The organism is Enterococcus sp. AZ119 (assembly GCF_050546175.1).
Taxonomy (GTDB): domain Bacteria; phylum Bacillota; class Bacilli; order Lactobacillales; family Enterococcaceae; genus Enterococcus; species Enterococcus faecalis.
On sequence record NZ_CP172951.1, the window covers coordinates 728,158 to 752,888 of the forward strand.

Annotated in this window: 23 protein-coding genes; 20 read left to right on the forward strand and 3 right to left on the reverse strand. The window is 38.1% G+C overall.

The annotated features are described in order from the left end of the window. The first annotated feature begins 88 nt into the window (after positions 1-88). The 17 genes from IGL37_RS03560 to ileS all read left to right on the forward strand — a co-directional run bounded on the left by IGL37_RS03560 (position 89) and on the right by ileS (position 18,585). Positions 89-481: a DUF3397 domain-containing protein gene (locus IGL37_RS03560; protein ID WP_002383401.1), complete on the forward strand. Its 393-nt coding sequence runs from the start codon at positions 89-91 to the stop codon at positions 479-481. A gap of 234 nt (positions 482-715) precedes the next feature. Beyond that, entirely contained in the window at positions 716-1,201 is a 486-nt protein-coding gene (gene mraZ / locus IGL37_RS03565; RefSeq protein WP_002383402.1) for a division/cell wall cluster transcriptional repressor MraZ, read from the forward strand. A 14-nt stretch (positions 1,202-1,215) separates the two neighbouring features. Beyond that, positions 1,216-2,172 carry a 16S rRNA (cytosine(1402)-N(4))-methyltransferase RsmH gene (gene rsmH, locus IGL37_RS03570; RefSeq protein ID WP_002355891.1) on the forward strand — a complete coding sequence of 319 codons (957 nt, stop codon included), beginning with the start codon at positions 1,216-1,218 and terminating at the stop codon, positions 2,170-2,172. A 16-nt stretch (positions 2,173-2,188) separates the two neighbouring features. Further along, positions 2,189-2,596, forward strand: coding sequence for a cell division protein FtsL (gene ftsL / locus IGL37_RS03575; protein ID WP_002355892.1), 408 nt, complete (start codon positions 2,189-2,191; stop codon positions 2,594-2,596). Further along, the gene (locus IGL37_RS03580) at positions 2,596-4,824 is read left to right on the forward strand and encodes a penicillin-binding protein (protein ID WP_002381310.1); all 2,229 of its coding nucleotides are present in this window, start codon (positions 2,596-2,598) and stop codon (positions 4,822-4,824) included. The genes ftsL and IGL37_RS03580 overlap by 1 nt, the downstream gene beginning before the upstream one ends. Positions 4,825-4,851: 27 nt before the next feature. Then, complete coding sequence (gene mraY / locus IGL37_RS03585; RefSeq protein WP_002414266.1) at positions 4,852-5,817, forward strand: phospho-N-acetylmuramoyl-pentapeptide-transferase; 966 nt, start codon at positions 4,852-4,854, stop codon at positions 5,815-5,817. A gap of 22 nt (positions 5,818-5,839) precedes the next feature. Beyond that, entirely contained in the window at positions 5,840-7,210 is a 1,371-nt protein-coding gene (murD, locus tag IGL37_RS03590; protein ID WP_016627308.1) for a UDP-N-acetylmuramoyl-L-alanine--D-glutamate ligase, read from the forward strand. A gap of 4 nt (positions 7,211-7,214) precedes the next feature. Next, positions 7,215-8,306, forward strand: coding sequence for an undecaprenyldiphospho-muramoylpentapeptide beta-N-acetylglucosaminyltransferase (gene murG / locus IGL37_RS03595; protein ID WP_002361408.1), 1,092 nt, complete (start codon positions 7,215-7,217; stop codon positions 8,304-8,306). An 8-nt stretch (positions 8,307-8,314) separates the two neighbouring features. Then, positions 8,315-9,439: a cell division protein FtsQ/DivIB gene (locus IGL37_RS03600; protein ID WP_002361409.1), complete on the forward strand. Its 1,125-nt coding sequence runs from the start codon at positions 8,315-8,317 to the stop codon at positions 9,437-9,439. Between the two features lie 173 nt (positions 9,440-9,612). Beyond that, entirely contained in the window at positions 9,613-10,935 is a 1,323-nt protein-coding gene (gene ftsA / locus IGL37_RS03605) for a cell division protein FtsA (RefSeq protein ID WP_002355898.1), read from the forward strand. Between the two features lie 26 nt (positions 10,936-10,961). Then, on the forward strand, positions 10,962-12,194 hold the full coding sequence (ftsZ, locus tag IGL37_RS03610) for a cell division protein FtsZ (protein WP_002355899.1): 1,233 nt from the start codon (positions 10,962-10,964) through the stop codon (positions 12,192-12,194). A gap of 16 nt (positions 12,195-12,210) precedes the next feature. Beyond that, positions 12,211-12,888, forward strand: coding sequence for a YggS family pyridoxal phosphate-dependent enzyme (locus IGL37_RS03615; RefSeq protein ID WP_002358890.1), 678 nt, complete (start codon positions 12,211-12,213; stop codon positions 12,886-12,888). A gap of 13 nt (positions 12,889-12,901) precedes the next feature. Next, a complete protein-coding gene (locus IGL37_RS03620; protein WP_002358891.1) occupies positions 12,902-13,546 on the forward strand; it encodes a cell division protein SepF in 645 nt (214 codons plus the stop codon). Positions 13,547-13,574: 28 nt separating this feature from the next. Continuing rightward, entirely contained in the window at positions 13,575-13,832 is a 258-nt protein-coding gene (locus IGL37_RS03625; protein WP_002355902.1) for a YggT family protein, read from the forward strand. A gap of 26 nt (positions 13,833-13,858) precedes the next feature. After that, positions 13,859-14,641: an RNA-binding protein gene (locus IGL37_RS03630; protein ID WP_002355903.1), complete on the forward strand. Its 783-nt coding sequence runs from the start codon at positions 13,859-13,861 to the stop codon at positions 14,639-14,641. A gap of 151 nt (positions 14,642-14,792) precedes the next feature. Next, positions 14,793-15,494, forward strand: a complete 702-nt coding sequence (gene divIVA, locus IGL37_RS03635; RefSeq protein WP_002355904.1) for a cell division protein DivIVA — start codon at positions 14,793-14,795, stop codon at positions 15,492-15,494. 310 nt (positions 15,495-15,804) lie between these two features. Then, positions 15,805-18,585, forward strand: coding sequence for an isoleucine--tRNA ligase (gene ileS, locus IGL37_RS03640; protein WP_002387984.1), 2,781 nt, complete (start codon positions 15,805-15,807; stop codon positions 18,583-18,585). A 51-nt stretch (positions 18,586-18,636) separates the two neighbouring features. On the opposite strand, the gene zwf is transcribed toward ileS, so the two are convergent. The 3 genes from zwf to IGL37_RS03655 all read right to left on the reverse strand — a co-directional run bounded on the left by zwf (position 18,637) and on the right by IGL37_RS03655 (position 21,368). Then, the gene (gene zwf / locus IGL37_RS03645; protein WP_002355906.1) at positions 18,637-20,160 is read right to left on the reverse strand and encodes a glucose-6-phosphate dehydrogenase; all 1,524 of its coding nucleotides are present in this window, start codon (positions 20,158-20,160) and stop codon (positions 18,637-18,639) included. Next, positions 20,160-20,828, reverse strand: coding sequence for a metal-dependent transcriptional regulator (locus tag IGL37_RS03650; RefSeq protein ID WP_002355907.1), 669 nt, complete (start codon positions 20,826-20,828; stop codon positions 20,160-20,162). Before IGL37_RS03650 ends, zwf begins: the two co-directional genes overlap by 1 nt. A 171-nt stretch (positions 20,829-20,999) precedes the next feature. Then, positions 21,000-21,368: a DUF4828 domain-containing protein gene (locus IGL37_RS03655; protein WP_002355908.1), complete on the reverse strand. Its 369-nt coding sequence runs from the start codon at positions 21,366-21,368 to the stop codon at positions 21,000-21,002. 198 nt (positions 21,369-21,566) lie between these two features. Between IGL37_RS03655 and sfsA the strand changes: the two genes are divergently transcribed. The 3 genes from sfsA (at position 21,567) to IGL37_RS03670 (ending at position 24,730) form a co-directional block, all read left to right on the forward strand. Next, complete coding sequence (sfsA, locus tag IGL37_RS03660; RefSeq protein ID WP_002355909.1) at positions 21,567-22,298, forward strand: DNA/RNA nuclease SfsA; 732 nt, start codon at positions 21,567-21,569, stop codon at positions 22,296-22,298. A 105-nt stretch (positions 22,299-22,403) separates the two neighbouring features. Next, the gene (locus IGL37_RS03665; RefSeq protein WP_002378137.1) at positions 22,404-23,402 is read left to right on the forward strand and encodes a Gfo/Idh/MocA family protein; all 999 of its coding nucleotides are present in this window, start codon (positions 22,404-22,406) and stop codon (positions 23,400-23,402) included. Between the two features lie 26 nt (positions 23,403-23,428). Beyond that, positions 23,429-24,730 (forward strand): DEAD/DEAH box helicase, encoded by a 1,302-nt coding sequence (locus tag IGL37_RS03670; RefSeq protein WP_002378138.1) that lies wholly within the window; start codon positions 23,429-23,431, stop codon positions 24,728-24,730. Position 24,731 lies beyond the last annotated feature (1 nt).

Sequence of the window (24,731 nt, forward strand, 5' to 3'; positions counted from 1 at the left end):
AAGCAAGCAAAAAGGGCTTTTAGCACATATATTTAAACGAAATGAAACATCTGTGTAACGTTGATGAAGTATAGTTATAGCAGGTGGAATGAAAGGATTTGTTGAGAGAATGGTGTCGTTTTCGGCAATAATGTTATTTTGGTATATTTTTCCGGTAATTGTGCTCTTTGCGTGCAATTTTCTCGTGTCCACTTTTTCCCTAACGGAACGTTGGAAAATAAAAGCACCGGATTTGGCCATTCCGTTTTTATTCATAGGGATCCATGAGTTATCCAAAGATAGTTATGATGAATCGATTATGCCGTATTTTGTGATTTCTATTTTGTTATTAGGAGTCGCTGTTGCCCTGTTTCAAGCTTATTATTATGGAGAGATTTTATATAGACGATATTTCAAGATGTTTTGGCGGTTGACGTTTTTACTAACGTTTGTGTTGTATGTGTTGCTTATCTTGCTAAATATCAGTCATTATCTACTGTAATAAAGCGTGGAGACAATAGGGGAAATACGCTGTGGGAAAATGTCCCCCACAACTCCCCACTCCGTGGGGTTTTTTTGTTATTTGTGGGGTTATTTTATAAAAAAACATAGTAAAAACCTTGTTATAATAACATTTTTTGTTGGGTGATGCTTGTTACATAAAACCCTGTAAATATTACAGAAATTTTAAATAACAGTTAAAAAATAGAAGTTTTTAGATTTATAGTGGTAGAAAGTGGTGGGATGTGGTAGACTTGTTCTATCAAGTGGAAAAGCGGGTGTATTGGCTATGCTTATGGGTGAATACCAACATAATATCGATGCCAAAGGCCGCCTAATCGTTCCATCAAAGTTTCGTGAGGAACTTGGTGAAAAATTTGTGGTAACGAGAGGGATGGATGGCTGTTTATTTGGTTATCCTTTAAATGAATGGTCACAACTTGAAGCAAAACTTCAAGAAATGCCCTTAGCTAAGAAAGATGCACGTACCTTTGTACGATTCTTTTATTCCGCTGCAACAGAATGTGAGATTGATAAGCAAGGTCGTATCAATATTCCAGCGAATTTACGAACACATGCCAGTTTAGAAAAAGGCTGTGTTGTTATCGGCGTCTCTAACCGAATTGAAATTTGGAGTGACGAACGTTGGCATGCATTCTCTGATGAAGCTGAAGAAAACTTTGATGAATTAGCAGAAACAATGATTGATTTTGGATTTTAGGAATGAGGCAAATGATGACTGAAGAATTTCGCCATTACACCGTTCTTTTAAAAGAAACAGTGGATGGATTACAAGTGAAGCCGGATGGCGTATACGTAGATTGCACACTCGGTGGTGCCGGACATAGTGAATACTTACTGACACAATTGAATGAGCACGGTCATTTATATGCCTTTGATCAAGACCAAAAAGCGTTGGCACATGCTAAGACTCGTTTGCAGAAATATGTAGACAAAGGTCAAGTGACCTTCATCAAATCAAATTTTAGAAATATTAAAGAAGAATTGGCAGAACACGGGGTGTTCCATGTTGATGGGATTCTATACGATTTAGGTGTTTCTTCACCACAATTAGATGAAGCGGAACGTGGTTTTAGCTATCATCAAGACGCGCCCTTAGATATGCGCATGGATCAAGACGCACCCTTGACGGCTCGCGAAGTGGTGAATACGTATAGCTATAGTGAGTTAGTAAAAATTTTCTTTCGTTATGGGGAAGAGAAATTTTCGAAACAGATTGCTCGAGAAATTGAACGTGTTCGTGAAAAGCAACCAATTGAAACAACAGGTGAACTCGTTGAGATTATTAAGACGGCGATTCCAGCTCCAGCAAGACGCAAAGGTGGACATCCTGCAAAACGAATTTTCCAAGCAATTCGCATTGCCGTTAATGATGAATTAGGGGCAGTTGAAGAGTCGCTAGAACAAGCAATTGATTTGCTAGCGAAAAATGGCAGAATCAGTGTGATTACGTTCCATTCGTTAGAAGATCGTATTGTTAAAACAATGTTTAAAGAATACAGTACGGTACAAGATTTGCCACCAGGCATTCCAGTGGTACCAGAAGAATTTCAACCAGAATTAAAAGTAATTACCAGAAAACCAATTTTACCAAGTGACAGTGAGTTATCTGAGAATAATCGTTCACGAAGTGCGAAGTTACGCATTGCCGAAAAAATAAAATCTAGATAGAGAGAGGGGTAGACACATGGCTGAATTGAAGAAAGTAAATGATTTCCATTATGAAGCACCAGAAATGGATCAGCCAATTGTGGCAACAGAGCAAGACAGAAAAATGCAAGAGGAAACACTACCTGTCCCCACTCTATTACCCAAAAAGAAACTAAAAAATGTCTCTTTACTAGAAAAATTAATCGGTGTTGTATTAGTTTGTGCAACGATTGGTATTGCAATTGCGACAATTCAAGTAAGAACGACAATTGTCCAAACCATGAACGATATTACAGAAACACAAGCAGTCATTAAAGAAAAGGAAGATAACGCTTTGAAATTGGAACAAGAAAGAAGCGAACTTTCTAAATCAGATCGAATCAAAGATGTCGCTAAAAAACAAGGACTAGAAAATAACGGCGACAATGTTAGGACTGTTAAATAATGAGTAAAAGACATAAATTTAAACAATTCATGAAAAAGAAAAACTTAAATCCGATGAACAATCGTAAAAAAGTAGGCATCATTTTATTCGCTACGAGTATTGGATTGTTCTTTTTATTTGCCTTTAGAACGACATACATTGTGGCAACAGGCAAAGTAGCCGGTGTATCACTAAAGGAAAAAACAGCTTCTCTATATGAAGGAAGCCAAGTGGTAAAAGCTAAGCGAGGATCAATTTTAGATCGATATGGTAATCCAATTGCAGAAGATGCTACTTCCTATTCGTTATATGTCGTATTATCAAAAAAATATACGGGACAAAATAATGAAAAGCTATATGCGGAGAAAAAAGACTTCGATGATATTGCTGAAATTTTAGCGAAATATACCAAACTAGACAAAAAAACAGCATTGAAATACTTGAATAATGGGATCCATGAAGATGGGTCAACACAATATCAAGTGGAATTTGGTACGGGTGGTCAAAACATCACCTTGGAAACACGCCAAAAAATTGAAGCAGATTTGAAAAAGAAAAAAATCTCAGGTGTTTATTTCAATGAACATCCAGCCAGATTATATCCCAATGGTCAGTTTGCTTCTCACTTTATTGGCTATACAAAAGCAGCCAATCCAGATGATGATAAAGAAGGCTTAGTAGGCGCAATGGGACTAGAACAGACCTATAATGATATTTTAAGTGGAACCGATGGCCGTGTGTATTTTGAAAAAGATATTTATGGCAATGCCTTACCAGGAACTGTGGCGGAAGAGAAAAAAGCAGTGGATGGTCAAGATATTTACACGACGCTAGATAGTCGCTTGCAAAATACCTTAGAAGATTTAATGACGCAAGTTAATGAAAAATATGAACCAGTTTCTATGACTGCCATGTTAATGGAAGCAAAAACAGGCGAAATTGTTGCCATGTCTCAACGGCCAACATTTAATCCTGAAACGAAACAAGGGTTAGACGATAATGGCACGTGGCAGAACCTATTAGTTGAAAGTCCTTATGAACCAGGCTCAACAATCAAATTATTTACAACAGCTGCTTCTATGGAACAAGGACAGTTTAATCCTAATGAATTATTCAATCGTGTTGGTGGAATTCAGGTTGGGGATGTAACTGTGAATGACCATGACTACACTCGGTTGAACGGCAAAGAATATTTGAATTATCGTCAAGCCATTTCTTGGTCTAGTAATATTGGTATGGTAAAACTAGAACAAAAAATGGGTGATGAAAAATGGATGGAATATTTGAAAAAATTTGGTTTTGGTACGAGCACGCATTCAGGTTTAAGTGGTGAATCTGCTGGTAAATTGCCAGGAACAAACTTTGTAGATAGAGCAATGTCGGCATTTGGTCAAGCAATTACGGTTACTAATTTCCAAATGATGAAAGGTTTCTCAGCTATTGCAAATGACGGTTCAATGTTGCAACCTCATTACATCAGCAAAATTGTTGACAAAAATACAGGAAAAGAAACGATTACGGAACCACAAATCGTAGGAACCCCAATCAAAGCGCAAACAGCTCAACAGATTCGTACGTACATGATTGATACTGTTGAAGACCCGACTTACGGGATTGCGTATGATATTTATAAAGTGCCAGGCTATCATGTTGCTGCCAAAACAGGAACTGCCCAGATTTCAGATGGTAAAGGGTACGTTGATGGAGCAAGTCAAGTCTTGTCTTCTGTAGTGGAAATGGTCCCAGCGGATAATCCTGAATATGTTTTGTATATTACACTGAGACAAGCAAAATCAGGTTCGCCTTCAGAAGCAATGGCGGCAATTGCAAACCCATTAATGAAATTAGCGTTAGACATTAAAGAGACAGATCCGGAAACAACGAAAGTAGCTTCTGATAAAGTCACAGTTGCTGATTATAAAAACATGACACCAGCGGAAGCGTTGGCCAATGCCAAAGTGAACGGGGTGGATCCTGTGATTATCGGTGATGGTGAAAAAATCAAGAAACAATCAACACCGTCTGGTCAAACATTAATGCCTAATCAGAAATTGATTTTGATCACAAATGGAACGAACTATATGCCTGATTTAACCGGCTGGTCGAAGAGCGATGTTACCAAGTTTGGCGATCTATTAGGTTTGACTGTCGAGTTTAAAGGTGAAGGCTATGTGACGAAACAAAGTATCGCTGCTGAAACTGAAATTACGGAGAAAAAATTAACCGTGACTTTAGAAGGCACAGAATAATAACGTAGAATAATTAGGAGAGATAACATGGAGTGGACACAGATTTTTATTCCCATAGTGGTGAGTTTTGCCATTACAGTGAGCGTAATGCCACTATTCATTGGCTATTTTCAAATGAAAAAACAAGGGCAGGTTACTCGTGAAGATGGCCCAACTTGGCATAGCGTGAAAACAGGTACCCCTACAATGGGGGGAGTCGTTTTCCTTGTAGCCAGCTTGATTACTTCATTAGCAATGGGGTTGTTTTTCCACCAATTTACGCCGTCTCTACTAATTACTCTATTTATTTTAGTATTATACGGTTTGCTAGGTTATTTAGATGATTTCATTAAAGTCTTTAAAAAACGGAACATGGGCTTGAATTCTCGTCAAAAATTAATTGGTCAAATTTTTGGTGGGTTGGTTTTCTACTTTGTTTATCGAAGTGAAGGCTTTTCAGACACCTTAGATTTGTTTGGAGTAGCAGAAGTTCCGTTAGGTATTTTTTATGGCGTGTTTATTATTTTTTGGTTAGTCGGTTTTTCTAATGCCGTGAATTTGACAGATGGGATTGATGGCTTAGTTGCTGGTTTAGGAACAATTTCATTTGGTACTTATGCAATTATTGCCTGGAAACAACAACAATTTGATGTTGTGATTATCTGCCTAAGTGTGATTGGTGGGCTGATTGGCTTTTTCCCTTATAATAGAAAACCAGCAAAAATCTTCATGGGTGATGTTGGTTCATTAGCATTAGGTGGATTGTTAGCAGCAATTTCAATTATTTTGCATCAAGAATGGACGCTACTTTTAATTGGACTTGTCTACGTTTGTGAAACAGCAAGTGTTATTTTACAAGTTGCTTCATTTAAATTATTTGGTCGACGGATTTTTAAAATGTCACCAATTCATCACCATTTTGAAATGTGTGGTTGGTCTGAATGGAAAATTGATTTTGTCTTTTGGTCTGTCGGTTTAATCTGTTCAGGAATCACATTATGGATTCTTTTCTAATCTATCAAAGGGGAAATTGACAATGAAAAAAATAACAACCTATCAAAACAAAAAAGTGTTGGTTTTAGGACTAGCTAAAAGTGGTGTCAGCGCAGCGAAACTCTTACATGAGTTAGGTGCGCTCGTTACCGTTAATGACGCAAAACAATTTGATCAAAACCCTGACGCCCAAGATTTATTAACCTTGGGTATTCGTGTTGTTACAGGGGGGCATCCAATTGAATTGTTGGATGAAGAATTTGAACTAATCGTTAAAAATCCTGGTATTCCTTATACAAATCCACTTGTGGCAGAAGCACTAACTCGGAAAATTCCTATCATAACTGAGGTGGAATTAGCAGGTCAAATTGCCGAATGTCCAATTGTCGGCATTACGGGCACCAATGGTAAAACAACCACGACCACGATGATTGGTTTACTGCTAAACGCTGACAGAACGGCTGGTGAGGCGCGTTTGGCGGGAAATATTGGTTTTCCAGCGAGTACGGTGGCTCAAGAAGCAACGGCCAAGGATGATCTTGTGATGGAACTTTCTAGTTTTCAGTTAATGGGAATTGAGACGTTTCACCCACAAATTGCAGTAATTACAAATATTTTTGAGGCACACTTGGATTATCATGGTTCGCGGAAAGAATATGTTGCTGCAAAATGGGCCATTCAAAAAAACATGACCGCAGAGGACACCTTGATTTTAAATTGGAATCAAGTAGAGCTTCAAACGTTAGCCAAAACCACAGCTGCCAACGTATTGCCTTTTTCAACGAAAGAAGCAGTAGAAGGGGCTTATCTTTTAGATGGGAAATTATATTTTAATGAAGAATATATTATGCCCGCCGATGAGTTAGGTATTCCTGGCAGTCACAATATTGAAAATGCACTCGCAGCGATTTGTGTAGCTAAATTAAAAAATGTATCGAATGCTCAGATTAGACAAACTTTGACAAACTTTTCAGGCGTTCCCCATCGAACGCAATTTGTTGGCGAAGTTCAGCAAAGACGTTTTTATAACGATTCAAAAGCAACCAATATTTTAGCTACAGAGATGGCGTTAAGTGGGTTTGACAACCAAAAGCTACTTTTACTTGCGGGTGGCTTGGATCGCGGTAACTCATTTGATGAATTGGTTCCTGCTCTGCTGGGACTCAAAGCAATTGTTTTATTTGGTGAAACCAAAGAAAAATTGGCGGAAGCTGCTAAAAAAGCGAACATTGAAACAATTTTATTTGCTGAAAATGTTCAAACGGCGGTTACCATTGCCTTTGATTATTCGGGAAAAGATGATACTATTTTACTATCACCTGCTTGCGCAAGTTGGGACCAATACCCGAATTTTGAAGTACGCGGGGAAGCCTTTATGCAAGCTGTTCAACAATTAAAAGAAAGTGAAATGTGAGAAAATGAAGATACTAGTAACTGGTGGTGGCACAGGTGGGCATATCTATCCTGCGTTATCCTTCGTCGAACACGTCAAAAAAGAAGCACCTGCAACAGAATTCTTGTATGTGGGAACAGAAAATGGTCTAGAAAGTCAAATTGTGCCAAAGGCGAAAATTCCATTTAAAACGATTAAAATTCAAGGATTCAAGCGTTCGCTAAGTCCTCAAAATTTTAAAACAATTTATTTATTTTTAACAAGCATTAATAAAGCAAAAAAAATTATTCGTGAATTTAAACCAGATGTGGTCATTGGTACAGGCGGTTATGTTTCTGGTGCAGTGGTTTATGCGGCCCACCAATTAAAAATACCGACAATTATTCATGAACAAAATAGTATCCCCGGAATGACAAATAAATTTTTAAGTCGTTATGTGGATAAAATTGCGATTTGTTTTCCGGATGTCGCTAGTTTTTTCCCGAAAGAAAAAACAATTTTAACAGGGAACCCGCGGGGACAAGAAGTCGTAACGGTGGAAAAGTCAGCTATTTTATCAGAGTTTGGCTTGGATCCAGCAAAGAAAACGGTGGTTTTATTTGGCGGAAGTCGTGGCGCCTTGAAAATTAATCAAGCGTTTGAACAGGCCTTTCCTTTGTTTGAAGAGAGAGAGTATCAAGTTTTATACGCTTCAGGAGAAAGATATTATCAGGAACTTCAAGAAAGTCTAAAGCTTTCTGAAAAGAAATTGACAAACATAAGTGTGCAACCGTATATTGATAAAATGGTTGAAGTGATGGCTAATACCGATTTAATGGTGGGACGTGCAGGAGCAACCTCAATTGCGGAGTTCACCGCATTAGGATTACCAGCAATTTTAATTCCGAGTCCTTACGTCACGAATGATCATCAAACGAAAAACGCGCAAAGCTTAGTAAAAGTTGGTGCTGTTGAAATGATTCCAGATGCAGAATTGACTGGCGCTCGTTTAGTTACGGCAATTGATGATATTTTATTAAACAATGAAAAAAGACAACAGATGGCAACGGCGTCCAAAGGGGAAGGCATCCCAGATGCAAGTGATCGTTTGTATCAAGTTGTGAAAACGTTAGTCTGAGATAGGAGGTGTGGAAGATTAGTAACGAGAACGATATATTCAAAAAAAGAAAACCATTACCTCCAAAAAAATCGGAAGAGTCTAAACCTGAACTGACACCTTGGCAAAAACAAAACCAAGAATATTTGAAGAAGCAAGCGGAAGAAGCTGCTTCAAAAGGTGAAAACGAACAAGCAGAAGTCACCATCACTTTACAAGAACAAAGTCAAGAAGAGCCTCAACAACATCTTCCACAAGAAACAGTGGAAGAAGAGGAGCATTTTGCAGATCGTTTACCGAACGTTAAGAAAACACGGAACAAGCGCTTATATAGGCGTTTAGCCTTTATTTTAACTTGTTTAGGGACAGCCATTTTAGTGGCATTGTATTTTGTTTCGCCTCTTAGTCGATTGAGTGAAGTAACAGTTTCAGGTAACAAAAGTGTGGAGAGTCAAGCGATTATTCAGCAGTCAAAACTTGAAACGGGCAGTGGCTTATGGGAGCAGTATTCAAATAGAAATTATTTTTCTGCAAATATTCAGAAAAAGTTTCCAATTATAAAAAAGGCGAACATTAAGTTAAATGGTATTAATTCATTTAAAATTGATATTCAAGAGTATCAAATTGTCGCTCTTGCTGCGACTAAAGGCGGCTATCATCCGATTTTAGAGAATGGTAAAACTTTGGCGGAAACCACCAAAGCTGCTGAAAGTGGCAAACCAATTTTTGAGAATTTCAAAGAGGATAAATTAATCCCTGAATTAATGGCCTCTTACAACAAATTACCTCAAGAAATTAAACAAGGAATTTCAGAAATTAAATATGCACCATCAAAAACCAATAAAGACTTGATTAATGTCTATATGAATGATGGAAATCGAGTGATTGTTAATATTTCTGATTTAAGTGAAAAAATGGCTTATTATTCACAAGTAGCCGAGCAAATGGACAAACCTGGAATCGTTGATATGGAAGTCGGCATTTTTTCTTATCCGTATGAAAAAGAAAGTGAAGAAACGGGCAGTGAAGTTTCCGAAGATTCAGCGGTTGAAAATCAAGAAGTTGTGGACCCAAATGCAGGCGTAGCAACGGATGAAGCGAATAACGGTACGCCGACAAATGGAGAAAATCAAGAAGTGCAACAAGCAGAATAAGTTTTTTACAAAAATGTTTCAAAAATTAACGAACAAATTCGTATAATCTGCTTTCTAAAACCCCCATTTTTATGGTAAAATTGGAAGAAGTGAATAATACTAAAAAAGAGATAGTTAAACGGACGCCTTTGTCCGCTTAGATATTGGAATTAATAGGAGGAGGAATTCCGTTCATGGCAAAAACAGGAATGTATGTAGGCCTCGATATTGGTACAACTTCTGTCAAAGTAGTTGTCGCTGAATATATTGAAGGTCAAATGAACATCATCGGCGTTGGAAATGCAAAATCAGACGGTTTGAATCGAGGGATTGTCGTCGATATTGATCAAACAGTTCAAGCAATCCAACGGGCCGTTCGACAAGCCGAAGAAAAAGCCGGCATTCAAATTAAAAGCGTAAATGTTGGATTACCAGCGAATTTATTAGAAGTAGAAAGCTGTCAAGGAATGATAGCTGTTAGCAGTGAATCAAAAGAAATTACAGATGAGGATGTGCGCAACGTCGCATCTGCAGCTTTGGTTCGTTCAACTCCTCCTGAACGTCAAATTGTTGCAATCTTACCGCAAGACTTTACCGTCGACGGCTTTGAAGGCATCAAAGACCCACGTGGAATGCTTGGCGTTCGCATGGAGATGTTTGGCGTTGTCTATACTGGACCAAAAACAATCATCCATAACATCCGTAAATGTGTTGAAAAAGCTGGCTTAGGAATTAACGAATTAGTGATTACACCGCTTGCTTTAACGGAAACAATTTTAACAGATGGCGAAAAAGACTTTGGAACAATTGTCATTGATATGGGTGGCGGTCAAACAACGACATCTGTTATCCACGACAAACAATTGAAATTTACTCATGTTAACCAAGAAGGCGGCGAGTTCATCACGAAAGATATCTCAATCGTATTGAATACTTCTTTTAACAACGCCGAAGCCTTAAAAATTAATTATGGGGATGCTTATCCAGAAAGAACTTCAGCAAACGAAGAGTTTCCTGTTGATGTTATCGGTAAGTCAGAGCCTGTAAGAGTGGACGAACGTTACCTTTCAGAAATTATTGAAGCGCGTGTGGAACAAATTTTGAGAAAATCAAAAGAAGTTCTGGATGAAATTGATGCGTTTGAATTACCTGGAGGCGTTGTGTTAACTGGTGGCGCCGCTAGTATGCCAGGTATTGTCGATTTGGCGCAAGAGATTTTTGAAGCCAACGTAAAACTATACGTACCAAATCACATGGGCTTACGTAACCCAGTCTTTGCTAATGTCATTAGCATTGTGGAATATTCAGCGCAACTAAACGATATTTATCACATTGCCAAATATGCAATCCCTGGTGAAAAATCGAAACCAGCACAATCAGTCGCTGTCCAACAAGAAGTTCGCTATGACACATATGCTGAACAGCCTCAAGAAGAATACGAAGAATTCAACGAACGTGAGTCTGGTGAAAAAGTGACAGGCAAAATCAAAGACTTCTTCTCGAACATTTTCGACTAATCACATAAACAGGAGGATACGATATCATGGAATTTTCATTAGACAATAACATTAACAACGGTGCAGTCATTAAAGTTATCGGTGTAGGTGGCGGCGGCGGAAACGCTGTAAACCGTATGATCGAAGAAAACGTTAAAGGCGTGGAATTTATCACAGCCAATACAGACGTTCAAGCATTAAAACATTCAAAAGCAGAAACAGTGATTCAATTAGGCCCTAAATACACTCGTGGTTTAGGTGCTGGTTCACAACCTGAAGTTGGCCAAAAAGCTGCAGAAGAAAGTGAACAAGTGATTTCAGAATCATTACAAGGCGCGGATATGATTTTCATTACTGCTGGTATGGGTGGCGGAACTGGTACAGGTGCTGCGCCAGTAGTTGCAAAAATCGCTAAAGAATTAGGCGCTTTAACAGTTGGTGTAGTAACTCGTCCATTTAGTTTTGAAGGTCCAAAACGTGGTCGTTTTGCCGCTGAAGGAATTGCCTTATTAAAAGAAAACGTTGATACACTATTAATTATCTCAAATAACCGCTTATTAGAAGTCGTTGACAAGAAAACGCCAATGCTTGAAGCATTTAGAGAAGCTGATAATGTATTACGTCAAGGTGTTCAAGGGATTTCAGATTTAATCACTGCACCAGGTTACGTAAACTTGGACTTTGCTGACGTGAAAACAGTGATGGAAAACCAAGGAACAGCTTTAATGGGAATTGGTGTAGCGAGCGGCGAAGAACGTGTAATTGAAGCAACGAAAAAAGCTATTTCTTCACCATTGTTAGAAACATCAATCGATGGTGCGGAACAAGTCTTATTAAACATTACTGGTGGCTTAGATATGACCTTGTTTGAAGCGCAAGATGCTTCAGATATCGTTACAAATGCTGCTTCAGGTGATGTGAACATCATCCTAGGTACATCAATTAACGAAGATTTAGGCGACGAAATTCGTGTAACAGTAATCGCTACAGGTATTGATGAATCAAAAAAGGATAGAAAACCGCACCGTCAAACAAGACAAGCGGTTCAACCAATGCAACAAACAACTCAATCTGTGGAAATGGATCAACCAAAATCACAAGAAGAAGCAAGTGCTTTTGGCGATTGGGATATTCGCAGAGAACAAAATACACGTCCAAAAGTTGATGAATCTTCATTAGAACAAGTAGACAAAAAAGAATTTGACACATTCCACCGTGAAGAACCAAATCACAATGATGACGAATTAAGTACGCCACCATTTTTCCGCAGAAAACGATAAGGAGCATCGATTAGAAATGATAGCTGAAAACTTAACAAATATTAATAATCAACTTCAGCTAGCATGCAAAAGCTCACAGCGCTCTGTTGCTGATGTGACAATGATTGGCGTCACTAAATCAGTAGGAATTGAGGAAGCAGCAGAGCTTGTTCAGCTTGGTGTCCAGAATTTAGCTGAAAACCGAGTAGATAAGTTACTAGAAAAGAAAGCTGGATTGGAAAAATTTAATGATATTCAGTGGCATTTAATTGGTAATTTACAACGTAGGAAGGTAAAATTAATTATTAATGAGATAGATTATTTTCATGCATTAGATAGTCTGAGTCTAGCCAAAGAAATTCAAAAAAGAGCAACGAAAGTTATTCGTTGTTTTGTTGAAGTGAATATAACTGGGGAAGAAAGCAAGCACGGCTTTCGTAAAGAAGACGTCTTACCTTTCATTCAAGAACTTGCTGATTTGGACAAAATTCAAATCGTCGGTCTAATGACTATGGCACCTTTTGGGGCAAGTGAAGAAGTATTACATGCAACATTTAGAGAATTAAAAGAGCTGCAAATGACCGTAAATGAGAAACATTTATCTTTTGCTCCTTGTACAGAACTTAGCATGGGAATGAGTAACGATTTCCCAATCGCAGTTGAAGAAGGTGCAACTTTTATACGAATCGGAACAGCGTTATTCAGAGATGCGTAAAGGAGAGGAATTTATGTCAATTTTTAACAAGGATGCGTTATCGAGCTTTTTTGGCTTATCTGGCGAAGAAGATGATTATTATGATAACTACGAAGAATATGAAGAGCGCAAAGCAGTTAATGAACCACCGCGTCGTGCAGCTCGGCCTAAACCACAACGCCCTGTTCAACAACAGGAAAGTTACAATCAGCCAGCTTATACACAACAAAGTGAGCCTGTAGTTGAAAAACCTTCTGCACGCTATCGTTCTGCTGAAGCGCATCAAGAAAGAGACACACAACAAGCTGCTTACACAGAGAAAAAAGTGGTTTCTATGCGTAGTTCTAATCAATCAGCGACTACGAATACAAGACGAGCACAAGAAAGCACCGCCAATGCAAAAACACATAAAATTACTATTATTGAACCACGTGTGTATTCAGAAGCAATGAGCATTGCGAAACATTTATTTGCTGAAGAAGCTGTGCTAGTTAATTTTACATTAGTAGAAGAAGACCAAGCACGACGCATCGTTGATTTCTTAACTGGTACTGTGTATGCTTTAGACGGAGATATTCAGCGCGTTGGCAATGAAATCTTCTTATGCACACCAGCGAATATGGAAATTGATAGTGCGACAGCACAATCTTTAGCCAACAAACAATTCTTTGATTTCTAAGCCTTAGGGAGGTGTTATTATCGCAACACTGATTACTCTATTATACAAAGGCGTTCAAATCTATTCAGGATTACTAGTGATTTACGCGCTACTTTCATGGTTTCCAGGAGCATATGATTCTGCTTTCGGGCGTTTGCTCTCTAGAATTTGTGAACCATACTTAAGTTTGTTTGACCGTTTGAATTTAAGGATTGGAATGGTTGGATTTAACGTAATGGTAGGGATTATTGTCCTTAACCTAGCAGCGGGTGGCTTAGCAGTCATTTTACGAGCTATTGTTTATTAATAACTTTTAGAAAGGATGATTTATCTATGAACGCAAATGTGTATCAACATTTCCGCAAAGATGAACATCCTTTTATTGACACTGTCGGGGATTGGCTAGAGCAAGTGGAGATGCAATACGCGCCTTATTTGACAGACTTTCTTGATCCTAGACAGGCGTATATTTTGGAAACGTTGATTCGACAAAACAGTGATTTATCGTTTACTTTTTATGGTGGTTATGAGCAAGCAGAACGAAAACGCTGCTTGATTTATCCAGCGTATTACATACCAGAAGAGACAGATTTTGGTGTTGTATTATTTGAAATTATTTATCCATCTAAATTTGCGACATTATCTCATGGGAAAATTTTAGGCACCTTGATGAATGTTGGGGTTCGTAGGGAAGCCTTTGGAGATATTATTTCCGATGGTGATAAGTGGCAGGTTTTTATAGCACAAGAAGTAGCTGGCTTCGTTGTTAACCAAGTCGACAAAATTGGTAAAATTACTGTTCGCTTAGAAGAACGGGATTATACACAAATTTTGATACCGAAGGATGGTTGGCAAGAAGAGCGAACGACTATGAGCTCTTTGCGGCTGGATAGTGTGATTTCCGCCGTATTTAATATTTCAAGGCAGCGATCAAAACAATTGATCGAATCTGGTAAAGTAAAAGTCAATTGGACAGAAACGACACGACCAGATTTTGCTTTAGACTTATTAGATATTGTTTCGATACGGGGATTTGGGCGCCTTCAGATTCAAGAATTAGAAGGAAAAACAAAGAAAGAAAAATTTCGTGTCCTCTTAGGGGTATTGAGAAAATAATCTCGAACTTTTGTTTAAGAAAACCATTTTGGCTGTTCATTCAGACGAAGTTGTGTATAATAAAAAAAGTAAGATATTTGCTATTTCAGGATTAGTATGAGAATGTGTTCATAAGGGGTTTTACAAAAATAATCCAAAGAGGTGAAGGAATATGGCATTAACTCCATTAGATATTCAAAACAAAGACTTCTCAACAAAAATGAGAGGCTATAACCAAGACGATGTAGATGACTTTTTAGATCAAGTCACACGTGATTATGAAGATGCATTACAAAAAAATCGTGAACTTGAGAAATCATTAAAACACGCAGAAGAAAAATTACAATACTTCAATGAATTGAAAGATGCATTGAACCAATCAATTATTGTTGCACAAGATACCGCTGATAAAGTGAAATCAAGTGCCAATAAAGAATCAGAAATGATTATCACTTCGGCAGATAACCAAGCCAAAGAAACCTTGGTAGAAGCTGAACGTAAATCAAATGCAATGATTGCAGATGCTGAAGCGAAATCAACACAAATCTTAGCAGAAGCAATTGAACGTGCCCGTCAATTAGCTGGGGAAACAGAAGACTTGAAGAAGAAAACACGTGTCTTCCATCAACGCTTAAGCTTAATGCTTGAAACTCAATTAGAGCAAGTGAAGAGTGAAGAGTGGGAAGAGATTTTAAAGCCTTTTTCTAGTTATGTCGGAGACAAACATACAGCAGTTAAGGAAATTCTTGATGAACAAGACCTTGACAACGAAAATGAAACTGTTGTAAACTCTGAAGAGAACACAGATGCTGTAGTAGAAAAAAAGCCTGTAATTGAAGTCACTGAAGAAACAATTGAAGAAGAATCAAAATAGATAGAACAGAACGTTTAATGTTTATTCTTAGCAGCGAGTCAATGATAGTGAAAGTTTGACAGACACTGGCATTAAACAGATCCTCTATCCTAGATGCAGTTCTGAACACTTGAGTAGGAACTGCCGGATAATTACCGTTATCAATTTCAGAGAAAGTAGGGGCAACTCTACTTTGAATTTGGGTGGTAACACGAGTACTTCGTCCCTTGGGATGGAGTACTCTTTTTTTATCTACTTTTATCAGCTATCGTTCATCTTTAGTATGAACTAACACAATTAAATCGATAAAATGAAAGCGAGGCAAATGCATATGAAAATGAAAGAAACATTGCAATTAGGAAAAACAGCTTTTCCAATGCGTGGGAACTTGCCAAACCGTGAAGCAGAATGGCAAAAAGACTGGGAAGAAAAAGGCTTATATGAACAACGTCAAAAATTAAACGAAGGAAAACCAACCTTTGTTTTACATGATGGCCCTCCGTATGCAAACGGAAATATTCATTTAGGACATTCTTTGAATAAAATCAGTAAAGATATTATTATTCGTTCAAAATCAATGTCTGGTTTCCGTTCTCCTTATGTGCCTGGTTGGGATACCCATGGTTTACCAATTGAGCAAGTGTTAACCAATAAAGGGGTTAAACGTAAAGAAATGACTGTCGCTGAGTATCGCGAAAAATGTAAAGAGTATGCCTTATCACAAGTCGATAAACAACGTAACGATTTTAAACGTTTAGGTGTGTCAGGCGATTGGGAACATCCATACATTACGTTAGATCCAGAGTATGAAGCAGCAGAAATTCGTGTTTTTGGTAAGATGGCAGAAAAAGGCTATATTTATAAAGGCTTAAAACCAATTTATTGGTCTCCTTCAAGTGAATCTTCTTTAGCAGAAGCAGAAATTGAATACAAAGATGTAAAATCACCTTCTATTTACGTAGCTTTTAATGTGGCCGATGGTAAAGGTCTTTTAGATAACGAGACAGCCTTCGTCATCTGGACGACAACCCCTTGGACATTACCAGCCAACTTAGGTATTTCAGTTAATCCTGATTTTACGTATGTTGAAGTGAAGGCAGACGGTCGTAAATTTGTAATTGCTAAAGATTTATTAGCAACAGTTAAAGAAGCGGTTGGTTGGGAAGAAGTAGAAGTCTTGCGAGAATTTTCTGGTGAAAAATTAGATCGTATGACAGCTCAACATCCATTCTATGATCGAACATCACTTGTTATGCTAGGCGACCACGTGACGCTAGATGCCGGGACTGGCTTAGTTCATACCGCACCAGGACATGGGGAAGATGATTATATTGTCAGCCGTAAATATGATTTACCTGTTATTTCTCCTGTTGACAGCCGTGGGGTCTTTACAGATGAAGCACCTGGTTTTGAAGGAATTTTCTATGACAAAGCGAATCCAATGATTACTGAGTTATTAGAAGAAAAAGGCGCGTTATTAAAATTAGATTTCTTTACGCATAGTTATCCACATGATTGGCGTACCAAAAAACCAGTTATCTACCGTGCAACGCCACAATGGTTTGCTTCAATCTCTAAATTCCGTCAAGATATTTTAGATGAAGTTGAGAAAGTTGACTGGCTAATTCCTTGGGGAAAAACACGTTTGTATAATATGATTCGTGACCGTGGTGATTGGGTAATCTCTCGTCAAAGAGCGTGGGGTGTACCATTACCGATCTTCTATGCTGAAAATGGGGAAGCCATCATTACGCCAGAAACAATTGAACATGTAGCGAATTTATTTGCAGAACATGGATCAAATATCTGGTTTATGCGTGAAGCAAAAGAGTTACTACCAGCAGGCTTTACACATCCAGGTTCACCAAATGGCGAGTTTACCAAAGAAACAGATATCATGGACGTTTGGTTTGACTCAGGTTCTTCACATGAAGGAGTTTTACGAGAAAGAGAAGAGTTAACTTTCCCAGCAGATATGTATTTAGAAGGTTCTGACCAATATCGTGGTTGGTTTAACTCAAGTATTACAACAAGTGTTGCTATCAATGGGGTAGCGCCTTATAAATCAATCATTTCTCAAGGGATGGTTCTCGATGGCGAAGGCCGTAAGATGAGTAAATCGTTAGGCAATACTATCTTACCTGAAAAAGTTATCAACCAAATGGGTGCAGATATCTTACGCTTGTGGGTAAGTAGTGTTGACGCGGAAGCCGATGTGCGTGTCTCAATGGATATCTTAAACCAAGTATCTGAAGTGTACCGGAAAATCCGTAATACTATGCGTTTCTTGTTAGCGAATACGAGTGATTTTAATCCAGCTGAGCATACTGTAGCTTATGCTGATTTACGTTCTGTAGATAAATACATGACGGTTCGTTTAAATCAAGTCATTCAAGAAATCCGTGAAAATGGTTATGAAAAATATAATTTCATGCATATTTATCGGACAGTTATGAACTTCTTAACTGTGGATCTATCTTCTTTCTATTTAGACTTTGCGAAAGATGTCGTTTATATTGAAGCTGAAAACGATTATCAACGTCGTTGTATGCAGACTGTTTTCTACCAAACATTGGTTTCATTAACAAAACTATTGACACCAATTATTCCACATACAGCGGAAGAAATTTGGAGTTTCTTACAAGAAGAAGAAGAGTATGTGCAATTAGCTGAATTCCCAGGTTACGAAACGTTTACTAATGAAGAAGAATTGATGGATACATGGGCAGCCTTTATGGATTTCCGTGACAATGTCTTAAAAGCGTTGGAAGAAGCTCGTCATTCTAAATTAATCGGTAAATCGTTAGAAGCTAAAGTGACCGTTTATCCAAATGAACAAATTCGTCAATTAATGACAGCTGTTGATGCAGATATTGCTCAATTACTAATTGTTTCCGACTTTGAAGTATCAAAAGAAGTAGCACCTAGTGAAGCTGTTCAATTTGAAGACATGGCTATTTTAGTTGAAAAAGCAGAAGGCGAAACGTGTGACCGTTGTCGTTCCGTTCGTCAAGATGTCGGCTCAGATGAAAAATTACCAACACTTTGTGGCCGTTGTGCACACATTGTTGAAGAAAATTATCCAGAAGCGGTTGCTGAAGGATTCGAATAAACAAGAAAAAAGATCCGCTAGTCGTTAACTAGCGGATCTTTTTTGGCTTATTTATTGATCAAGTTGACCGCGGTCACGGTACCAATTATCTGGTTGCCATTCCCAAGTAAAGCCATCTTTTTCTAATAAGTCGAAGGCAGCTTGCGGGCCCATTGTGCCAGCGGCATAATTAGGGAAAGAAACGTCTGTTTTATCCCAAGCATGTCGAATAATGTCAACAATGCGCCAAGATTGGGCAACTTCGTCCCAATGAGAGAAGTTTGTACTATCGCCATTTAGGCAGTCTAATAGAAGTTTTTCATATGCTTCTGGACTATTTTCAGTCATTTCAGCACTTTGACGGAAATCAAGTTTCACTGGAGTTGTATTGAACCCTTGACCGATTTCTTTTCCATTTAAGGTTAATGAAAATCCTTCAGTTGGTTGGATATAGATAGTTAAAACATTCGGTGGTAAATCGGTTTTATCGCATTCTTCGCACGTATCATCTTTGAAGACATTAATAGGTACTTGTTTAAAGACGATGTTAATGCGTGTGCCTTTTTCAGTTAATCGTTTACCTGTGCGAACATAGAAAGGGACGCCAGACCAACGGAAATTATCAATTAAAAATTTACCAGCAACAAAAGTTTCAGTGGATGAAGTTTCTGCCACATTCGGTTCATCACGATAGGCTGCAAATGTTTGATCAGCTAGCTGACCTTCGCCGTATTGTCCACGCACGAAATTTTGAAGGGCTTCTTCTTCAGAATAAAGGCGGATGGCACGTAAAGCTTTTACTTTTTCAGTCCGAATTTCTTTTTCAGAAAAGGCAACAGGAGGCTCCATCGAAAGCAATGCAACGACTTGTAAAATATGATTTTGAACCATATCTTTTAGTGCGCCACTGTGGTCATAATAGCCGCCACGATCCTCGACACCTAAGCTTTCAGCGAAGGTGATTTGGACATTATCAATGTAACGATTGTTCCATTGTGATTCAAAAATATTATTGGCAAAACGAATGGCTGAAATATTTTGGATCATTTCTTTGCCTAAGTAATGGTCAATTCGGAAAATATCTTGTTCAGGAAATGCAGCACGAATTTCTTCATTTAATTCGTAGGCAGATTCATAATCAGAACCAAATGGCTTTTCGATAATTAGACGATCAAAGCCTTCTTCCGAAATAATATGTTGTGATTTCAAGTGATTAACAATGGTTCCAAAGAATTGAGGGGCCATAGCTAAATAGTAAACGTGATTGCCTTCTAAGTGGTATTGTTCATTTAGGCGATCAGATAATTCTTTTAAGGTATTATAATGTTCCGTATCATTCACATTATGTGATTGGTAATAGAAATGACTAGAAAATTCAGTTGCCTCTTCGGCCGTGGGATTTAAGTCTTGAATGGTTTCACGAACGATTTCACGATAGTATTCGTCTGTCCATTCCCGACGTGCGGTACCAATCACCGCAAAACGCTCAGCTAATAATCCTTTTTTATATAAGCGGAACAGGGAAGGATACAATTTACGTTTGGCAAGATCACCTGTCCCCCCGAAAATAGTAAATAATGCTACTTTTTCATTCATTAGTTTTCCTCACTTTCTCTAATCAACGGCTCAACAAAAATTGTGTTTGCTGCTTTAAAGCTAACGGATAATTCTTTGTTTTCATTATAAATGGTGATCGGTCCTTCATATGCAGCAATTTCTTTAATCGTATATTCTTCTTGAATATTTAAATCAATGGAAACTAAATAATCCAGTAATTCTTTTTCGTCTAAGACACGTGCAATCCGAACTTTTGTGCCAACAGGGTAGTCTGTTAACGTTTGGCGTTTCTCCTCATGAATGGGTTGATTATCTTCGGGAATAACACCACCGTGTGGACAAAATTCTGGATGATTTAAATAATCCGCTAAACGGTTCACAAGCGTCTGTGAAGTAACATGTTCTAAAACTTCTGCCTCTTCGTGCACATCATTCCAAGTGTAATTTAAGTGCTCTACTAAAAAGACTTCCCAGATTCGGTGTTTGCGAATTAACGTACTCGCTTTTTTTAAGCCTTTTTCAGTTAATTGAACCCCTTGATAAGGAGAATGCTCAACCAAATCTTCTTTTACTAACTTTGAAATCATCTCACTAACCGAAGCTGCTGAAACATCGAGTCCAGAAACAATTTGTTTATTATTCACTTTAACTTCGTCGCCACCTAATTCAAAAATTAATTTTAAATAGTCTTCGCGATTTGGTGTCATAGGGGCTCATCCTTTCAAAAAAACATCATCCTAAGTTTATCAGAAAAAGGCGCATTTGACTATTTAATAATATTCAAGTTGTAAGAAAACTTTCTGAATGCTTTTGCAAGGGATGTAAAAAAATAAATCACCCACCACACATACTTCATTTTATGTGTCATGGGTGATTTATTAATTGTAAATGGCCCGTTCTAGTGTGTAGGTTTCGTCGTCGGCTTCATCGTAAAGCGTCGCAGGGACACCATTTTCACATTGAATGATTAAATGGTAACCTAACTTGTCTAAGATAACTAAGCGTTTAGGGGTTAATTCAACAAGCAAGGCATGCGTTTGTTTGCCATCAATGAAAACATTGAAAGATGAGGTGATTTCCAAGGTGTGTTGCGTGGCTTTCTTCACGTCTACAAACCACCAATGTCCAGTATAGTTGTGTTGAAGCTCCTGTGGGGAAGGGAGCTGTTTATTTTTTTTCCAGAGGATAGAGCCTGCTAATCCAGTAAGTAAAGATGCACCAACCAAGAAAGTCCAATGTTTTTTCAAAGAAATTCCTCCTAACCTTCATTTTCATTTATTCGTCTTCGTTACCTTTATTATATAGAACTTGTCTAAAATATTCGACTAAATCGCTGAGAATTGACAAATATTTAATGATTGACACAAGATAGTAAAATTGTTGGTTTTGGTCTATACTTTTCCTTGTTTTTTTATGGTATAGTGTGTAAGAAAGGAAGTCTGTGTATGAAGTACCCGAATGTCCAACTTGCTTATTTTATCGAACGACCCAATCGGTTTATTGCACACTGTCGTTTAATGGAAACGAATGAAGAAGTAATCACACATGTCAAAAATACTGGCAGAGGGAAAGAAGTTTTTTTACCAGGTGCTGTTGTGGCGCTTAGTTATCAACCATCGCCTAAAAGAAAAACAGATTACGATTTGATTGCAGTAAAAAAAGGTTCTTTTTGGATTAATATTGATAGCCAAGTACCGAATACATTAGTCAATGAAGCGTTAAAAAATGGTCAAATTGTGCTTCCTGGTTTAGTTGGTACGATCCAAACTGTTAAACGTGAGCAACGATTTGCACATTCAAAATTTGATTTTCTAGTGGAAACGGATGCGGACGAACAAGCTTTTGTCGAAGTGAAAGGCATGACTTTAGAAAATAAAGGCATCGGTGCTTTTCCTGACGCACCAACACTTCGTGGCTTGAAGCATGTCACTGAACTAATGGCTGCAACTAAAGCGGGTTACCGCTGTTACATTTTGTTTGTGGTCCAATTTGAAGAAATTAAGCAAGCAACGATTCACCAAGAGATGCAACCTGCCTTTGCTGAAAATGTGGGTGCTGCAATTGATCAAGGTGTGCAAGTCCTTGCTTACAATTGCCACGTAACACCAGCAACGATTGAACTTAAGTCACAGGTAACCTTTGATTTATTACAGGCATTTGATGATCCTAATAAATAACTTGAAGAACTCCTAGCGCTTTAAGGCAGGGTAATTACGTGACTTTTGTACGAGAGATTACTATTATAAAGAGAGTAAATAAACAAAAAATGGAGGTTTTTGATTATGATACATTTAGGCGTAATTGGTACCAATTGGATTAGTCATCAATTTGTTGCAGCAGCTTTAGAAACGGGTGCGTATGATTTAACGGCTGTTTATTCTCGGAAACTAGCAACGGCACAAGAATTTGGTTCTCGCTATGGGGATGTGGAATATGCAATTGATTTAGAGACGTTTTTTGGTATTGCACATATGGATACGGTTTATATTGCCTCACCAAATTCATTACATTTTGAACAAGCGAAGCAAGCAATTTTAGCGAAAAAAAATGTAATTGTTGAAAAACCAGCTTTTTCAACGCCTGATGAGATGGCAGAAATTATTGAATTAGCGAATAAAAATCGTGTGTATTTCTTTGAAGCGGCCCGTAATATTCATGAGCAAAGTTTCCAAAAAATTGCTGAATTATTGCCATTAAAAAACCAAATTTTAGGTGCGAATTTTACGTATATGAAATATTCTTCTCGCTATAATCAAGTATTAGAAGGCAAAGAGCCAAATATTTTTTCTCCTCATTTTTCTGGGGGGGCCTTAGCAGATTTAGGCGTTTATTTAGTTTATGCAGCCTTGGGCTGGTTTGGCGTACCAAACGAAAGCCATTATTTTGCTAGTAAAATTGCGACAGGTGTCGATGGCTTAGGAACAATTATTTTACGATATGATCAGTTTGACGTGACGTTAAACACTGGGAAAATTAGTGATTCTTTTGCGCCATCCGAAATTTACTTTGAAAACGGGACCTTGATTTTAGATAGTGTCAATGCTATTTCTTCGGCTGAGTACCATGATCGCGCACATGAAGAACGTGATGTCTTAGATATTCAAGTAGCCGATAATCCAATGATTGAAGAAGCCCGTGATTTTGCAGCAGTTTTAAATAACCCAACAGATAAGTATTGGGGCACCAAGTATGAAGAATGGGTTGAGCTTGCTCGAAATGTCAATAAAGTAGTCACTGATTTACGTCATAGTGCCGGCATTATTTTTGATGCTGATAAATAAGAATTAAGCGATAGGAAAGGAACAATATGAGATTTTTAGAACAACTTCCAGAGGCTTGGCAAGAACAGTGGCAAGCTTCTGGCTTTAACGAACCATCAACAATTCAAGAAAAAAGTTTTACGCCCCTTCGCGAAGGAGAAAATGTTTTAGGAATTTCGCCGACAGGAACTGGAAAAACACTTGCTTACATGCTGCCTTTACTATTAACTGTTGAAAAAGGACAGGGAAATCAATTGTTGATTATTGCTCCGTCTCAAGAATTAGCTATGCAAATTGCTGAAGTTGCTCGGACTTGGGCTAAGCCACTTCAATTAACGGTTCAAACGTTAATCGGCGGGGCAAATGTTTCACGCCAGATTGACAAGTTAAAAAAACGTCCTGAAGTGTTAATCGGAACACCAGGTCGGATTTTAGAGTTAATGAAGAATAAAAAAGTCAAAGCTCAGTTGGTAAAAACAATTGTAATGGATGAAGTTGATCAACTTTTCCAAGAGGAAGAGCTAAGTTTAACCAAGCAAATTTTGACACACACACCAACCGAATACCAACTTGTTTTTTATTCAGCGACTGCTGATCGTGTCGTGAATCAAGCGCAATCTTTAAGCCAAAAATTACAGGTGATTGATGTGACGGAAGAAGATACTTCAGCAGGCCAAGTCGCCCACTACTTTATTCGGTTAGCACCAAGAAAAAAAGCTGATTACTTACGTCGTTTGGCCCATACAGAAGCATTCAGAAGCATGGTCTTTTTCAATCAAGTTGCTGATTTAGGTGCAGCAGAAGAAAAATTAGTTTATGAGAATGTTCCGGCTATTGGTCTGGCTTCAGATCAAAGTAAACAGTTGCGTAAATTGGCGATCGATCAATTTAAAGCAGAACGAGTGAAGTTGTTATTAACCACGGATATTGCGGCACGGGGCTTAGATTTCACTGGGGTCCCTTACGTCGTAAACGTAGATGTTCCTTTAACCGAAGAGAGCTATATTCATCGTTCTGGTCGCGTTGGCCGGATGGGTGCACAAGGGGCAGTGATTACGTTTATCAACGATGGCACCAAAAGGGATTATCAACGTTTGATGAAACAATTGGCCATTCCTTATCAGGAAATCTTTTTATATGATGGTGCACTTCATGAACAGCCAAAAGCCAAAGATGAACTAGAAAAAAAGAACGTAGTCAAAGATACGTATTCAGAAAAAAAGAGTACGAAAGAAAGAAAACCAGAAACAGTAAATTCTGTTGTCAAAGAACCACAAGAAACACGCAAAAAGAAGAAAAACAAAAAGAAAAACACGAAAAACAAAGGAGCTCGTAAAGCGAAGAAATAAC

Excerpts from the sequence above, each read along its gene's own strand:
- IGL37_RS03560 (WP_002383401.1), top strand. The coding sequence starts at position 89 with ATGAAAGGATTTGTTGAGAGAATGGTGTCGTTTTCGGCAATAATGTTA.
- rsmH (WP_002355891.1), top strand. The coding sequence starts at position 1,216 with ATGACTGAAGAATTTCGCCATTACACCGTTCTTTTAAAAGAAACAGTG.
- ftsL (WP_002355892.1), top strand. The coding sequence starts at position 2,189 with ATGGCTGAATTGAAGAAAGTAAATGATTTCCATTATGAAGCACCAGAA.
- IGL37_RS03580 (WP_002381310.1), top strand. The coding sequence starts at position 2,596 with ATGAGTAAAAGACATAAATTTAAACAATTCATGAAAAAGAAAAACTTA.
- mraY (WP_002414266.1), top strand. The coding sequence starts at position 4,852 with ATGGAGTGGACACAGATTTTTATTCCCATAGTGGTGAGTTTTGCCATT.
- murD (WP_016627308.1), top strand. The coding sequence starts at position 5,840 with ATGAAAAAAATAACAACCTATCAAAACAAAAAAGTGTTGGTTTTAGGA.
- murG (WP_002361408.1), top strand. The coding sequence starts at position 7,215 with ATGAAGATACTAGTAACTGGTGGTGGCACAGGTGGGCATATCTATCCT.
- ftsA (WP_002355898.1), top strand. The coding sequence starts at position 9,613 with ATGGCAAAAACAGGAATGTATGTAGGCCTCGATATTGGTACAACTTCT.
- ftsZ (WP_002355899.1), top strand. The coding sequence starts at position 10,962 with ATGGAATTTTCATTAGACAATAACATTAACAACGGTGCAGTCATTAAA.
- IGL37_RS03615 (WP_002358890.1), top strand. The coding sequence starts at position 12,211 with ATGATAGCTGAAAACTTAACAAATATTAATAATCAACTTCAGCTAGCA.
- IGL37_RS03620 (WP_002358891.1), top strand. The coding sequence starts at position 12,902 with ATGTCAATTTTTAACAAGGATGCGTTATCGAGCTTTTTTGGCTTATCT.
- IGL37_RS03630 (WP_002355903.1), top strand. The coding sequence starts at position 13,859 with ATGAACGCAAATGTGTATCAACATTTCCGCAAAGATGAACATCCTTTT.
- divIVA (WP_002355904.1), top strand. The coding sequence starts at position 14,793 with ATGGCATTAACTCCATTAGATATTCAAAACAAAGACTTCTCAACAAAA.
- ileS (WP_002387984.1), top strand. The coding sequence starts at position 15,805 with ATGAAAATGAAAGAAACATTGCAATTAGGAAAAACAGCTTTTCCAATG.
- zwf (WP_002355906.1), bottom strand. The coding sequence starts at position 20,160 with ATGAATGAAAAAGTAGCATTATTTACTATTTTCGGGGGGACAGGTGAT.
- IGL37_RS03650 (WP_002355907.1), bottom strand. The coding sequence starts at position 20,828 with ATGACACCAAATCGCGAAGACTATTTAAAATTAATTTTTGAATTAGGT.
- sfsA (WP_002355909.1), top strand. The coding sequence starts at position 21,567 with ATGAAGTACCCGAATGTCCAACTTGCTTATTTTATCGAACGACCCAAT.
- IGL37_RS03665 (WP_002378137.1), top strand. The coding sequence starts at position 22,404 with ATGATACATTTAGGCGTAATTGGTACCAATTGGATTAGTCATCAATTT.
- IGL37_RS03670 (WP_002378138.1), top strand. The coding sequence starts at position 23,429 with ATGAGATTTTTAGAACAACTTCCAGAGGCTTGGCAAGAACAGTGGCAA.